This is a genomic window from Tenacibaculum litoreum, from assembly GCF_964513915.1.
GTDB lineage: Bacteria > Bacteroidota > Bacteroidia > Flavobacteriales > Flavobacteriaceae > Polaribacter > Polaribacter litoreum.
Genome location: NZ_CAZEQS010000004.1, coordinates 617237 through 631782 on the forward strand (window position 1 = coordinate 617237; position 14546 = coordinate 631782).

Below are 14546 nucleotides of genomic sequence, written 5' to 3' on the forward strand. Positions count from 1 at the left end.
GTATAAAGAAAAACCTCTACTCTTTAGGCTTATAGTTTTCTATATAATTTATGATATCCTCATCAGAGTTAATCTGTAATTTTTTTCTGATTCGATATCGTGTAGATTTTACTGATGCTAAACTTATACTTTGCAAATCTTTAATTTCATTGGTAGATAAACCCAACTTCATTAAGTATAGTAACTTCTTTTCTTTTTCATTAAGAAATAAAAAATGTGTATTCAATTTTATTTTAAAACTAGGACTTACCTTATCAAGATATTCTGTTAAACTTAATGAGGTATTATAGTCTATATTTTTAGATTTTAAAGATGCTAAAAGAGATTTAATTGCTTTGGTTTTATTTTCTCCTGACTCAATACTTAAAATACTCTTTAATTCTTTTATAAAAAGGTCTTGATATTCTTGTTTAATTTGACTGTTTAAGTGCTCATTTTTAAGCTCAGCTTCTTTAAGTTGTAAAACTTGTTCCGCTGTTTTTCTTTGCAGCTGCTCATTTTCTAACTTTCTTGTTGAAAGTGCTAACTGGTTTTTTGCATTTTTTCTGATTAATAGAAATATTATTATTGCAGATGTAACAGACAATATTAATAATACTAAATACCATTGCTTTTTTACCTTTTCACTTTGAAGTTTTAATTCTGTTTGTAGTTTTTCTTTTTCAAATTTATAATTCAACTCTAAGGCTATAAGTCGTTTTGCCTTTTTTATATTATTTAACGAATCATTGTAAGCTTTGTACAATGTATAATCCTCCAGAGCGCGTTCAAAATTACCTGTGGTTTTATAAACAGAGCTACGACTGTAATACTGTTTGCGTAAAAGTTCTTTATGCTTTATTTTTTTAGAAATAGTAATAGCACTATCCAAACTTACAATTGCTTTATTATAATTTTTCATCCCATTATGGGAAGCTGCTAGGTTTAAATAAGCAGTACTTAACTCATTTAATAAACCTAATTCTCTAAAAGTTTTTATGTTTTCCTGAAAGACCTTAATTGCTTTGTCATATTGTTTAGAAGAATAATATAACAGTGCTAAATTTCCATTTACTTTTGCTATGTCTTGTTTAGATGTATATATTTCTTTGGCTTTACTATACCTAGCAAATGCTGAATCATATTGTTTTTCATAAAAATGAGTAACCCCAAGCATATTGTAAGATTTGGCCACATTATTAGGATTATCAACTATCCGCTCTTTTATTCTGATAGCTTCTTTAAAATATGCTTTAGCTTTACTATATTCTTTTTGTCTTCTATAGAACATTCCTAGGTTATGCACAGTCAATCCAAGCATAGTAGAATCTTTAATACTTTTACTAATCTTAAGAGCTTCTAAATACTTAGATAATGCTTTTTCTGGAAAACTTTGTTTAGCCTCGATAATAGCTAAATAATTAATTGCCTCTGCTTTTTTTCCTTCAAAATATAAGGTTCTATACTTGTTTCTTTCTAACGTTTCTACAACTTCATTAGCCAATATTTTAGCTGTATCTATATCTCGATTAAGTATATACTTGGTCAACTCTATTTTATAATGAATACGAGCAGAATCTGAAACTGACGTTTTAATTTGAGACATTAGTTCTTTAAAAACATTATCTCTTGATTGTGCTATGATTGAAGATGAAGTTGTTAATAGTACGATTACTATGTTATATACATAGCTAGAAAATTTCGGCATAATAATGTAGTAGTTGTTTTCGCAAAAATACATTTTGATCTTGATAATTACTCAAAAAGCATATTTTATACTCAAATCTACTCAAACAAAACATACATCAAATACTCAAAAACAACAACTTAACCCTATATTTTGTATATTTAAGGGAGTAAACCCTTTTTGATTATGGATATACCTAAACGATTAGAACAAGCACTAATAAAACTTTATAATGCTTTTCATAATAATGAATTGAATCCTGAATGTTGTTCAGCATGTGCGGTTGGAAATATATTAGACAATCGAGATAGTTGGAAACATCTAACAAATGGTCATGGTTCATTACAACTAAGCTATGTAGGTAGGGTTCATCAAAATTTGGGCAGAAAATTTAATGGTTACACCCCACTTGAATTACTACAGATTGAAAAGGTGTTTTTAGAAGCATGCGGTTTTACTGTTCCTTTGTGTCATTATAACCCAAAACCTCAAAACCCGACCGATAAAGAAAGATTATTTAATGGTTTATGCGCTGTAGTTTCACATTTATGTGAACTAGAAAGCATAGCTAACGTTATGGATTATGCTAGAGTTTTTGAATATGAGAGAGATAATCCTGTTTATAGGTTCGATGTAATTTATGAATAACATTATTTTGCTAAAAACGTTGTTTCGTATTCATGACATCTAAACCTTCTCTTTTTAAGTATAAAAAAACCGATACAAATTTGTATCGGTTTTATAATATATATGAAGTACTATGTTTCTATCCTCCAAAGTCATCAAAACGAATGTTTTCGTCATCTAGACCAAAATCTTCACCCATTTTTTGTACTGCTTTGTTCATTAATGGTGGTCCACAGAAATATAATTCTAAATCCTCAGGACTTTCATGTTTAGATAAATATTGGTCTATTACAACTTGGTGAATAAACCCAACAAAACCATCTCCGCTTTCATCATTAATATCTTTTTTAACCTTCCAGTTATCTTCTTCTAATGGCTCAGATAATGCCAAGTAGAATTTAAAGTTTGGAAAGTCTTTTTCTAACGCTCTAAAGTAGTGAATGTAGAATAACTCTGCTTTAGAACGACCTCCGTACCAGTATGTTACTTTTCTACCAGTCTTTAAAGTTCTAAATAAATGATAAATATGTGAACGCATTGGTGCCATACCAGCTCCACCACCTACATATAACATTTCAGCTTCAGAATCATTGATGAAAAATTCACCATAAGGTCCAGAAATAGTTACTTTATCTCCTGGCTTTTGATTAAAAATATACGAAGATGCCACCCCTGGATTTACATCCATCCATCCACCTTTAGCGCGGTCGAAAGGAGGTGTTGCTACACGAACATTTAACATGATTTCTCTTCCTTCTGCTGGATAAGAAGCCATAGAGTATGCTCTCTCTACAGTTTCTTCATTCTTCATTACTAATGGCCTTAGGTTAAATTTATCCCAATCAGCTTCAAATTTATCAGGTTCACCTGGATGATCTTGTGGATGTGCAGAAATATCCATATCAGCATATTTTACTTCACATGGTGGTATTTCAATTTGAATATACCCACCTGCTTTATAATCCATTTCTTCTGGAATCTCAACTACAAACTCCTTAATAAATGTTGCTACGTTATAGTTTCTTACAACAGTTGCTTCCCATTTCTTAATTCCGAAAATTTCTTCTGGAATAGAGATATCCATATCTTGCTTTACTTTTACCTGACATGCTAAACGGATACCGTTTTGTAATTCTTTACGTGTAAAGTGTGGTGTTTCTGTAGGTAAAGCTTCTCCTCCACCTGAATTTACATGACACTCACATTGTACACAAGAACCACCACCACCACAAGCTGATGGTAAGAAGATTTTTTCATTACCTAAAGTAGATAATAAAGTTCCTCCTGATGCTACTTCTATTGTTTTTTCACCATTGATTGTAATTTTTACAGGTCCAGATGGTGCTAATTTTTGTTTTACAAATAATAATAAGGCTACTAAAACTAAGATTACCGTTAAAAACGCTAATACTGTAATAGCAACTGTTCCTCCTGTGCTTACTTCTAAAAATACCATTATTCTGTAATTTCTTTAGTGTTATTAGCTAATTCTTCTGCCTTCTCTTCAGTCTTCTCTACTACCTTTTCTTCTACTTCTTTCTTTTCAACCTTAACTTCAGCAGTTTCTTCCTTTTTACCTGCATCATCACCTCCTGTTAACATTCCACCGAAACTCATAAATCCGATAGCCATTAAACCTGTAATAATGAATGTAATTCCTAACCCTCTTAATGCTGGTGGTACAGAAGAATATCTGATTTTTTCACGAATAGCAGCAATTGCTAAAATTGCTAAAAACCATCCAATACCTGAACCAATACCATAAGTAAATGATAAACCTAATGTTGGAATTTCACGAGATTGCATAAATAAAGATCCTCCTAAAATTGCACAGTTTACCGCAATTAATGGTAAGAAAATACCTAGAGAGTTATATAATGCTGGTGCAAATTTTTCAACAATAATTTCTACTAATTGTACCATGGTTGCAATCGTTGCAATAAACATGATAAATGATAAGAAACTTAAGTCATAATCTACATACTCTTCTCCTAACCATTTTAAAGCTCCAGGCTGTAATAAGTATTGATCTAACAACCAGTTTACTGGTACTGTTACTGCTAATACAAAAATTACTGCAGCTCCTAAACCTACGGCTGTTGATACTTTTTTAGATACAGCAAGGTATGAACACATTCCTAAGAAGGTAGCAAATACCATGTTATCTATAAATATCGATTTGAAAAATAATTCTATATGTTCCATTTTCTATATTTTTAATGAACACTAACCTAGGCTAGTCTTCTACTAATGCTTTATTTCTTGTACGTTGTACCCAAATAATAATACCTACAACAATTAATGCCATTGGTGACAATAACATAAATCCGTTGTTTTCATATCCTAAAGCATACAATCCTGTTTTCTCGATAGGATCCCCTAATACTTTAAATCCTAATAAAGTACCTGAACCGAATAACTCTCTAAAGAATCCTACAATAATTAAGATTACTGCATACCCTAAAGCATTTCCTATTCCATCTAAAAACGATCTCCATGGTCCGTTACCTAAAGCAAATGCTTCAAAACGTCCCATAATAATACAGTTGGTAATAATTAACCCAATAAATACCGATAAGGTTTTACTTAAATCGTACGCAAATGCTTTTAATACTTGGTCTACAATAATTACTAATGTAGCTACTACGATTAACTGTACAATAATTCTAATTTTTGATGGAATAATATTTCTCATTAACGAGATCACTACATTCCCTACTCCTAATACAAATAATACTGATATAGACATTACAATAGAAGCTTTTAACTCTGCTGTAATTGCTAATGCAGAACAAATACCTAATACCTGAATTGTAATTGGGTTATTATCTGCTAATGGATCAGTAATTAATGCTGCGTCTTTTTTTGATAAAAGTCCCATAATTATTTTAATGTTTTAAAGTAAGGTACGTATAATGCTAATTCTGATTTAAGCATTGCAGCTACCCCGTCACCAGTAATAGTTGCTCCTGCAATTGCATCTACCTCGTTATCATTTTTATCTTCATTCTTTGGATCGTTGTTAGACTTAGAAACTGCAATTCCTTTAAAAGAACCGTTGTTCATTAAATCTTCTCCAATAAAATCGTCCATAAAGTAACGTTGCTTAATGTTAGCTCCTAAACCTGGTGTTTCTCCTTTATGATCGAAGAATACTCCTTGAACTACCATATTTTTATCCATTGCAACATAACCCCAAATAGCATCCCAAAGACCTTTACCTCTAATTGGAGCGATATAGAAAGTTTTTCCTTCCTTTTCACCTACAAATAATGGTAATTTTCTTGTTTTACCTTCTTTAGCTGCTGTTTGTTGTTTTTTTACATCAATTAAATAAGCTTTAGCATCTTCAGAAACGTTATCTCCTTCAATTACTAATTGCTTTTTAATGTATTTAGCAAACTCTTCTGCTACTTTATCTTTTGAAACAAACTCTACACTTGTTTCATCATTTTCGTTAACTCCCATTGCATACAAAATGTTTTGCTGCTTCTCGATACGTTTATTAGCATCGATTGTTGGGCGAAGTGATGACGCTGTAAAAGCTAACAACGCACCTACTACTAACACCATTCCTATGGCGAAAAGTACCGTATATAAATTACTATCTGTCTTCTTACTCATAATTAGGCAGTTTTAGCTTTTAAACGTTTTAATCTTCTCTTAACATTACCTTGAACTACGTAATGATCAATTGTTGGAGCAAATACATTCATTAATAAAATTGCTAACATTACTCCTTCTGGGTATGCTGGATTGAATACACGAATCATAATTGAAACAAATCCAATTAAGAACCCATAAATCCATTTTCCTTTGTTAGTTTGCGATGCTGTTACTGGGTCAGTTGCCATATATACTGCACCAAATGCAAAACCTCCAATTAATAAATGCTTCCAAAAATCTAAGCTCATTAATCCGTAAAACTTGCTTGTTTCACCAATCCATCCCATATCAACTACTTGATTGAAGATGAATCCCATTACTAAAGCCCCAATAACTGCAGATAACATAATTCTCCAGCTTCCAATCTTTGTAAAGATTAAGAATAAAGCCCCTAATAAAATTAATAATGTTGATGTTTCTCCTACCGAACCTGGAATAAACCCAAAGAACATATCAGAAACTGAATAGTTTAATGGTTGTGACTGTGCTAAACTTCCTAAGATTGTCTCTCCTGAAATAGCATCAGCTGTTCCAGCAGCTTCTACAGCTCCTTCAACCCATACTTTATCTCCAGACATCCATGTTGGATATGCGAAGAATAAGAATGCACGAATCGTTAAGGCTGGGTTTAAGATATTCATCCCTGTTCCTCCAAATACTTCTTTACCAATTACAACTCCAAATGCTACCGCTACTGCTAACATCCATAATGGTAAATCTACAGGTACAATTAACGGAACTAACATTCCTGTTACCAAGTACCCTTCTTCTATCTCATGTCCTTTGATTATACAGAAAATAAATTCTATTGCTAAACCAACAACATATGATACAATTACTAATGGTAATATTTTAACTAAACCGATTAGTAAGTTATCCATATTCCAGAATTCTCCAGAAAAGAAACCAGTTGCGTTTGAAACGGCTTCTATTTGAAGATTATGCTGATATCCTGCATTAAACATACCGAATATTAAACATGGAATTAATGCCATGATTACTGTATTCATCGTACGTTTAAGATCATCTGCCGACTTAATGTGAGTTCCTCCATGAGTAGTCTCATTCGGCATATATAAGAACGTATGAAAACCATTAAATAGCGGAGCTATTTTAGTTCCTTCATACTTCTTTTTTAAATTATGTAAGTTTTGTTTTAAGCCCATATCTTATCCTAATTCTTCTCTCATTAAATCTAATCCTTCACGAATTATTTTTTGGTGAGGTTGTTTCGACACACAAATAAATTCTGTTAACGCAAAATCTTCTGGTGCAATTTCGTAAGCTCCTAATCCTTCCATTTCGTCAAGATCTTTATACATACAAGCTTTTAATAATTGCATCGGATAGATATCTAACGGGAAGATTTCTTCATAAGAACCTGTTACTACAAATGCTCTATGTTCTCCGTTAGTATTCGTATCTAAATCATATTTTTTCTTTGGATTTAACCAAGAAAAAGTTAATGCTCTAGAAGTAGATATTTTATTAAAAACTGGCTTATTCCACCCAAACAACTCATAGTCATCTCCTTCTGGGATAGCTGTAATTAAGTTATCGTAATATCCTAAGAAATCGTCTTCTTTAACTTCTAAACCACTTAAAACATTTCCACTAATTACACGAGCATTATTAGCGTCTAAATTTCCTTTAACAACATCTGCTATTTGCGCTCCTGCCTTTGCAGTTACGTACTGTGGTTTGTTAAATTTAGATCCTGCTAATGCAATCGTACGAGTAATATTAAACTTTCCAGTTAATAATAACTCTCCTATTACTACTAAGTCTTGAGGTGTAACTACCCACACAACTTCTCCTTTGTTAATAGGATCAATTTGTGCTATTTGTGTACTTACATTTCCTACTGGGTGTGGTCCTGAAACTTTATGTAGCTCAACTCCTTTCACGTCTTTAAACGGTGATAGTGTTGAGTTTTTAGCAACAGAAACATGTACTTTACCAGCTGTTAATTTTGTTAACGCTGTTAAAGCTGCTTGTAATTCTGCTTCTTTGCCTTTTAACGCATAATCATAATCAGCTGCTAAAGGTGCACTTGCGTAGGCTGATACAAAAATTGCTTTTGGTGCCTGATTAGGGTTTGCAACCACGTCGTACGGACGCTGTTTTACAAACGGCCAACAACCTGAAGCAAACAAGTGGTTTTTCACCTCTTCTCCAGACATTGCGTCTACATCTTTTTTACCAAAATCTTTGTATTCCTGCTGTGCATCAGCAGTGATTTTAATTGCTAAAACTTTTCTTCGTGCTCCACGAACGATTTCTGTAACTTTACCACTAACAGGGCTAGGGAATAAAATACGCTCATCACTTTTTGAATAAAAAAGTGCTTCACCTGCTTTTACTTCTGTACCTTCTTTTGCTAAAATTTTAGGAATAACGCCGTGAAAATCATCTGGCTTTACTGCAAACACACTACCTAATTGAAGTTCGGTAGTTACTTGTTCTGCCTCGCCAACTAGCTTGATGTCCAAGCCTTTCTTAATACGGATGTCTTTTGACATAGGAACTGATTAATTTGATTTTCTTAAAAAACACGCAAATTTAAAAATTTTGAATCCCTTTGCAGAACAAAAACATTTTTATCTTTACGAAACCTTATTATTTATATTTATTCTAAATAAAAATCTTGTCTTTGGCTTATATTTTGATACTTTTGTTACATCATGATAAAAAAAGAACTATCCTTAATTGCCTTTTTATTAGTTGTTTCGACCTTTGCTCAAAACATAAAAACTATACAATTACGACCTAAAAATAACCCTAATTTTTATGCTCCAATTACTCGTTTAGGAGATGTTTTAAAGTTGTCTTTTGACGATTTAGATACTGACAGTAAACAGTACCAATATAAAATTGAGCACATGACTCATGATTGGAAACCTAGCTCAATGACAAGTAATCAATATATTGAAGGTTTCGAACAAAATGAGATTATCAATTTTACCAATTCTTTTAACACACTCCAACCCTACACACACTACTCTGTAGAAATCCCAAATCAAAATACAATTATCACCAAAAGTGGTAATTATCTAATTTCTGTTATAGATGAAAACTACGAAGTTGTTTTTACCAGACGCTGTGTGTTTTACGAAGATATTACTACTGTTGGTGTTGCCGCTTTTAGAAGCAGAAATGCAGCAACAACCAACCAACAACAAACCATTCAATTTTCCGTTAATCACCCAGGTTTACAAATCAATACTCCGTCTCAAGAAATTAATGTTGCATTATTTCAAAATCACAATTGGAATACTGCTATAACCAATCTCCAGCCTATATTTATTAAACCTCAGCAATTATTATACAATCACACTATAAAAACTAATTTTTGGGGTGGAAACGAATTTTTAAACTTTGACACAAAATTTATACGAAACTCTAGTTTAAATGTTGCTAGAGTAGAACGTAAAAACCTATATCACAGCTATCTTTACACAGACGAACCACGCACTGATAAAATATACACTTACAACCCCGACATCAATGGACAGTTTGTGGTTAGAACCACAGAACGAGATGTTGTTGATGATAGAGATAATACCGAAGCTGATTATTCTTTAGTTCATTTTTCTTTAGAAGCTTTTGAACCTTACGAAAACAAAGATGTTTATGTTTATGGCGCATTTAACAATTACGAATTATCTGAAGAAAACAAAATGGTTTACGATTCCTCTCAGAGAATTTACAAAGCTACACTTCCTTTTAAGCAAGGCTTTTACAACTATGGTTATATTACTTTAGACAGTAATAAAAATATTAACCTACATGAAATTGACGGTTCTTTTTACCAAACCGAAAATGAGTACACTGTAATTGTTTACTACAAACCTTTTGGCGAAATTTATGACAGAGTAATTGGTGTTGGATATGGCTTTTTTAACCAAAACAGGTAAGGTATGTATAGAAACATTGACTAAAAACTGAAAAAGAACTATCTTTATCATATGTTTCAGCAAGTAACAAAAGGCATTAAGATTTCTGTAAAAACATCTTTTAGAGGCTCTGTTTACAGAGGGCATCGACAGTACTATGCTTTTAGTTATTATATTTCTATAGAAAATAAATCGAAAGACACCGTTAAACTACTAGAACGTTTTTGGGTTATTTTTGACGCTCTTAACAACACTGAATATGTAGAAGGAGAAGGTGTTGTTGGAGAAACACCAACTTTAAAACCTAACGATATTTATAATTACAGATCTAATTGTTTTTTACTTTCTACCACAGGTGCTATGGGAGGCAACTACAAAATGATTAACGTAGAAACACTTGAAGAATTTTTAGTAATTATTCCAACTTTTCAACTAACCACTACTGCTATTTTAAACTAATGATTAAAAAAAATAAAGTTCCAGTTGTAAGAGATGCCAACTGTTTAAACTGCGGACACCCTTTTACTAATAATGAAAAATTCTGCCCTGAATGCGGGCAAAAAAATAGAGGCAAAAAAATTACCCTAAGCGTTTTTCTTCGTGAGCTTTTTGCTGGCTTCTTCTCTTTAGATACTAAGTTTTGGCGAACACTTATCCCCCTATTAATAAATCCAGGTAAAGTTTCAAAAGACTATATCGAAGGTAAAAGAGTAAGATACACCAATCCGTTTCGGTTTTATTTAGCTACTTCTATTATCTTTTTTTTAATTATAAGTTTAACCGATAGTTATAAGAAATTTGAAGAATTAAGAATTGGTAAATCATCAAACAACAGCTCTCAAATTAAATTAAACAACAACAATAACGAACCTATCGAGGTTGACTTAGATTCTATTCAAGATGTGGTTTTCAAACAACTTGAAGAGCAAGATTCTATTGAAGCAAAAAAGACTAACGCCAAACTTGATTCCACATCAGTTTCGTATAATTCTGAACAAAAACCAACCAAGACTGACTTTAATGATTCCTTTGAAATAGTAAAGTTTATGAAATTTCAAAAGGCACATCCTAAAGTCCCTATTGACCCTGCTTTGGATAGCCTGAAGTTGGAGAAAAATTTTAGCAATCGCTTTTGGTATTCACGTGCAAAAGTTTTTAACTCAATATTTTTAGATAAAGATGAGGCAAAGAAATTTTTCCGTCAATTACTATCGTATGCCTCTATTGCGCTATTTATACTGCTACCAATGTTCACCTTGTTTTTAAAGTTTATTTACCTTAGAAGAAGGTATACATACGTAGAGCATCTTGTTTTTGTATTCCATGTACAAACCGTTCTCTTTCTTCTGTTTTCTATTTTTTACATTATAGACTTTTTTAAACATTCTAGCAGCTTCCTGCCTGTTTTCTTACTGCTCTTCATGATTTATTTATTTATAGCCATGAAAAGATTTTACAATCAAGGGTATTTTAAGACATTTATAAAGTATACACTAGCTAATACCATGTTTTTTATACTAGCTATGCTAGGATCTATTGCTATATCGTTTGCTGCCTTTGCTTTGTATTAATTCAATAGTTGTAAAAAGAAGTTTTTTGAAGTGTCTTTTAACTCTACAGCTGCTTTTAACTGATTGTTATTAGTTACCAATAGCTGTATTGTATTTACTTTATCTAGGTATTTGCTTCTAAAAGAATAAATACCTCTGTCTTTTTGTTGATAGTCAGCAATATTAAACAGGAAATAAAACTTATTATTTCCATCAGTTTCTTTGATCAATTTTTGCCCCTTTACGGAAGCAAATTTTAAGCCATCTTCTTTACAAAAACTATAAGTAGTAAACAAAGGCATTAATGTTAATAAATCTTCATTCTCAACCCTCTTTATCACCTCTTTTTCTTTTAGATAACTGCACAAATCTTCTCCTTGTAACTCTAAAGTCACCTCAGGGGTTATTGTATTCTGAATTTCCTTCTTTTCAACCTTATTAAAATCATCATCATACTCATAAGTTACAATAGTATCTGATTTTTCTATAAAAGAAGTAAGGTTTCCTTCTACCACTCCATCCCATTTACCCGTAATAGAATCTAACGACAATGTTGTAAACTCTTTAAACTTTTTCTTTAGAACCTCATCTAATTCATTAGCCACTATTTCGGTATTTAGCTTTCCTGACACACTTATTATCGAACCAGCTACTGATGCTGCTCTAAATGGTTTAAACAAGTCATTTTCCTTACTCAACTCACCTTGAATTCTTAAACTACCTCCATCTACAACGAACTCAAAAAAGCCTCCTTCTAAAGTACTTACAGCCACAGGCACTTCGCTACTCTTTATTTTTTCAAAAATTAAATCGTTTTTAGAAAAATAACTTTTATGATTTAATGCTAATAATAACTCGGGTGATATTTGTGCCTTTTTATGTTTTTTAAATAACAATTGCAATGAGTTATCTTTCACTACGCAACTTAAGATCCCTTTGCTATAAACTGTAGTCTTACTAACATTTTGCACTATAAACTTCTCTTCTTTTAAAGCGTCTATAAAATTTTGCTTTACGGATATTGGACTACTGATAAAAAAGTCTTTAAACTCTCGTGTATTGGTATATAAAAACAAACTATTAGGCACTTCTACCTCATCCAACAACGTTGTTTTCTTTTCCTCTTTTGTAGTTGAAGATTTTTTAAAGTCTAACTGAGAAAATGGGTGTTTTAAAAAACTAAGAAGTATGTTATACTCTATTTCTCGAAGGTTGAGATAAACTACCGTTTCAGCTGAAGTTGGTACTTTTTTTCCATAAATTACGGTTGGATTATATCTAAAAAACCCAACCGTAACTATAATACAGCATACTATTATAAGTATATATGCTATTCTTTTTATCATTTAGCTTACTTCGCTACTGCATTGATAAATTCTAACAATAATTTTAAGGTATTTTCTTCTGTTCCTTGTGTAGAGATTTTCAATTCAGAAGAAATGGTATTTCCTTTCATTCTAGACACTCTAAATACTCCATCGTTTAAATTATCAGTTGAAAAACGCATTGCTTCTTTTTCAGATTTACTCATCCACTCATTAGGAATCTTATTTAAAACAGCATTTACATCAACATAAAACACTGTTGAGTTATCTCTAACTAATTTACTGTGTTTTTTAGTATTAAAATTATTATTTCCTCTAGCAATACTTAACGCATTAGTTTCTGAGGTTGTTAAGTACAATACGTCATTTTTAACTACAGAATATAGGTTAAATGGTATATCAGACTTTTTAGTTTTAAACTTTACTACGTTATTTTCAATTTCAACAGCTTTATGCTTTTCTCCTAATTTGAAAAACTTATTCAATAAATCTTCTTCTTCTGAACCAATCATTAACGTAAAATCAGGAACAAACTCTTCTTTAGTTTTCGTTACTTCTTTACGCTTATAATCTTCATCATACTTGTAAGTAGTATACTCTACTTCTTCTTTAGAAAAATCATTCAACACTAAAAGAGCATCACCTGTAATTAATCTTCCAACAGCTTCTTCATCTATAACTAAAGAAAATAAATCTCCTACAATTTCCATTTCTTCTTGAAACTTAGGCAAAATACCTCCGTACATCTTATTCAATAATTCAGGATATTGCTTTAATGTTTCTTCAGTATCTATAGAAATACTCCAAAATGCTAATGCTTTATCGTGATCAAAGCTATTTACTAGATTACGACTCATTCTTTTATTATAAATCTTTTTAAAAGATTTCTTCATATCTGGGCTAACCGACATATCTAATAAAATTCTTGCATCGCTTTTATCAAAAAATAAATTAGCAGTTACTTCTTCAACACCATAAATATTTTGATTTCCTACATCTGCATACAAAGGATACAAAGAGCTACCAAAAGACTTGAATAAATCTGTCATTAACATACCATAATTACGAACCCAAAGTGTTGCTGATGCATTTTTCTTTTTACTCTTTTGAAACTTTTTATTAGAAGCAATAGAACTAATAACATTCTTATTGAATAAGTCTAGCACATACTTTTTTGTCCAGCCTTTACCTATTCTTTTTCTAAATGAATAAGTAAACTCTTTCTCTTCTCTTAGTTTATCTAAACGCTCTTTGTGAGTTGAGAAATAACCTCTAGAAACATCTCCATTCACTAGTAAAAGATAATCATCATTCCAAATTCTAATATCGCTACGTCCTTCAATAATATTGTAGCCTTCCATTCTTCTTATCTTCTTCTTATTTCGTTTACTTAACATTGACTCAAACAACTCTCTATCTTTCAATTCCACATAAAAGTTATGGTATGAAATACTGTCTGTTTTAGTAAAGAAATAATAAGCGTTTGATTTAATATCTATACCTGCATTAGCTACTGAAGACACTTTATCCCTCTCCTCTATTTCTTTTGAGTCTTCTTTCTTTTCACCTTCTTCTGACTCAACCACAGATTCTACTCTATTAATATTTTTACCTCTGTTTAAATCTTTTAAAATTTCTTTTCCAATAGCACTTTCGTCAATATCTGATACTTTTATCAACTTAAATAAGTTTTCCGCATTTGCAGAAACTAACACATCTACATTGTTAGGTATTTTAGACTCTAATTTCTGAGCCTGAACAGCTGCTATAAATATGTTTAATAACAGTAGTGTAGCAATAATTTTTTTCATCCTAA

13 protein-coding genes are annotated in these 14546 nt (G+C 31.6%); 4 read left to right on the top strand and 9 right to left on the bottom strand.

The genetic code is table 11. The features are described 5' to 3' along the window. Positions 1-16: 16 nt before the first annotated feature. On the bottom strand, positions 17-1687 hold the full coding sequence (locus tag ACKTTR_RS14255; protein WP_408028467.1) for a tetratricopeptide repeat protein: 1671 nt from the start codon (positions 1685-1687) through the stop codon (positions 17-19). A 165-nt stretch (positions 1688-1852) separates the two neighbouring features. Here ACKTTR_RS14255 and ACKTTR_RS14260 point away from each other — a divergent pair, with 165 nt between their 5' ends. Then, the gene (locus tag ACKTTR_RS14260) at positions 1853-2314 is read left to right on the top strand and encodes a Na(+)-translocating NADH-quinone reductase subunit F (protein WP_408028468.1); all 462 of its coding nucleotides are present in this window, start codon (positions 1853-1855) and stop codon (positions 2312-2314) included. A 118-nt stretch (positions 2315-2432) separates the two neighbouring features. Here the strand turns inward: ACKTTR_RS14260 and nqrF are convergent, their stop codons facing one another. From nqrF to ACKTTR_RS14290, 6 genes are read right to left on the bottom strand one after another with little or no spacing between them, the layout of a single operon-like run. Continuing rightward, positions 2433-3749 (bottom strand): NADH:ubiquinone reductase (Na(+)-transporting) subunit F, encoded by a 1317-nt coding sequence (nqrF, locus tag ACKTTR_RS14265; protein ID WP_408028469.1) that lies wholly within the window; start codon positions 3747-3749, stop codon positions 2433-2435. Further along, the gene (gene nqrE / locus ACKTTR_RS14270; RefSeq protein WP_330487977.1) at positions 3749-4498 is read right to left on the bottom strand and encodes an NADH:ubiquinone reductase (Na(+)-transporting) subunit E; all 750 of its coding nucleotides are present in this window, start codon (positions 4496-4498) and stop codon (positions 3749-3751) included. Before nqrE ends, nqrF begins: the two co-directional genes overlap by 1 nt. Positions 4499-4529: 31 nt before the next feature. Further along, positions 4530-5174: an NADH:ubiquinone reductase (Na(+)-transporting) subunit D gene (locus ACKTTR_RS14275; protein ID WP_099215191.1), complete on the bottom strand. Its 645-nt coding sequence runs from the start codon at positions 5172-5174 to the stop codon at positions 4530-4532. A gap of 2 nt (positions 5175-5176) precedes the next feature. Then, on the bottom strand, positions 5177-5917 hold the full coding sequence (locus ACKTTR_RS14280) for a Na(+)-translocating NADH-quinone reductase subunit C (RefSeq protein ID WP_408028470.1): 741 nt from the start codon (positions 5915-5917) through the stop codon (positions 5177-5179). Positions 5918-5919: 2 nt separating this feature from the next. Continuing rightward, positions 5920-7125: an NADH:ubiquinone reductase (Na(+)-transporting) subunit B gene (locus ACKTTR_RS14285; RefSeq protein WP_408028471.1), complete on the bottom strand. Its 1206-nt coding sequence runs from the start codon at positions 7123-7125 to the stop codon at positions 5920-5922. 3 nt (positions 7126-7128) lie between these two features. Continuing rightward, positions 7129-8481 carry a Na(+)-translocating NADH-quinone reductase subunit A gene (locus ACKTTR_RS14290; protein ID WP_408028472.1) on the bottom strand — a complete coding sequence of 451 codons (1353 nt, stop codon included), beginning with the start codon at positions 8479-8481 and terminating at the stop codon, positions 7129-7131. Positions 8482-8643: 162 nt separating this feature from the next. Here ACKTTR_RS14290 and ACKTTR_RS14295 point away from each other — a divergent pair, with 162 nt between their 5' ends. From ACKTTR_RS14295 to ACKTTR_RS14305, 3 genes are read left to right on the top strand one after another with little or no spacing between them, the layout of a single operon-like run. Beyond that, positions 8644-9876: a type IX secretion system plug protein gene (locus ACKTTR_RS14295; RefSeq protein WP_408028473.1), complete on the top strand. Its 1233-nt coding sequence runs from the start codon at positions 8644-8646 to the stop codon at positions 9874-9876. A 51-nt stretch (positions 9877-9927) separates the two neighbouring features. After that, the gene (gene apaG, locus ACKTTR_RS14300) at positions 9928-10314 is read left to right on the top strand and encodes a Co2+/Mg2+ efflux protein ApaG (protein ID WP_408028474.1); all 387 of its coding nucleotides are present in this window, start codon (positions 9928-9930) and stop codon (positions 10312-10314) included. Then, on the top strand, positions 10314-11426 hold the full coding sequence (locus tag ACKTTR_RS14305; RefSeq protein WP_408028475.1) for a DUF3667 domain-containing protein: 1113 nt from the start codon (positions 10314-10316) through the stop codon (positions 11424-11426). The genes apaG and ACKTTR_RS14305 overlap by 1 nt, the downstream gene beginning before the upstream one ends. Here ACKTTR_RS14305 and ACKTTR_RS14310 read toward each other — a convergent pair. Beyond that, positions 11423-12751: a hypothetical protein gene (locus tag ACKTTR_RS14310; protein ID WP_408028476.1), complete on the bottom strand. Its 1329-nt coding sequence runs from the start codon at positions 12749-12751 to the stop codon at positions 11423-11425. The genes ACKTTR_RS14305 and ACKTTR_RS14310 overlap by 4 nt on opposite strands. A 5-nt stretch (positions 12752-12756) precedes the next feature. Further along, positions 12757-14541: a hypothetical protein gene (locus tag ACKTTR_RS14315; RefSeq protein WP_408028477.1), complete on the bottom strand. Its 1785-nt coding sequence runs from the start codon at positions 14539-14541 to the stop codon at positions 12757-12759. Positions 14542-14546: the final 5 nt, after the last annotated feature.